Annotated in this window: 1 pseudogene; it reads left to right on the top strand. The window is 47.3% G+C overall.

From position 1 onward, the window contains the following. A pseudogene (locus R7Z77_RS26985) lies at nt 1–590 on the top strand (lipase); the annotation flags it as partial.

Below are 590 nucleotides of genomic sequence, written 5' to 3'. Positions count from 1 at the left end.
GATGCCAAGCCTAGCGAAGCTAAACGCAGCACTTACCGATCCAGCAGAACAAGCGAACATGGTTCAGCAGCTTTCTTCTGGCGTTTTCGCAAGCTCTCCTGTAGACGTTAGCAAGCTGGCAACAGATCCAACAGAGCAGCTAAAACTGGTAGGCTCGAAACTGTACTTAAACGACGGTACACAATTGGATAGTGAGCGAGTTATTACTCGTTACTCTCCTGTTCCTGCGGTTAAGTCTTTAGAAAATGTCGAGTTCTTACTGTTTACTCCTCAAAATGGTGTAGCGAAAGACGTGGTGATCTACCAACACGGTATCACCTCAGCGAAAGAAAACGCGTATGCATTTGCTTTTAATATGGTGCAGGCTGGCGTAGCTGTTATCGCTATCGATCTTCCAATCCACGGTACACGTAGCCTAGACGAACAACGATCGGCAAATGCGAACGTTCTTGCTTACTTGAACCTTTCTAACCTTGCTGTAGCGCGTGATAACCTTCGTCAAAGCGTGCTGGATGTACTGGGCTTACGTGCTAGTTTAGTAGTATCAGCGCAAGGCGGTCTATTGGCTGGAGGCCCTCTTCAAGGTTTTA

This window comes from Vibrio sp. 1401, assembly GCF_033340295.1.
This window is presented reverse-complemented; position numbering and strand designations above follow the sequence as displayed.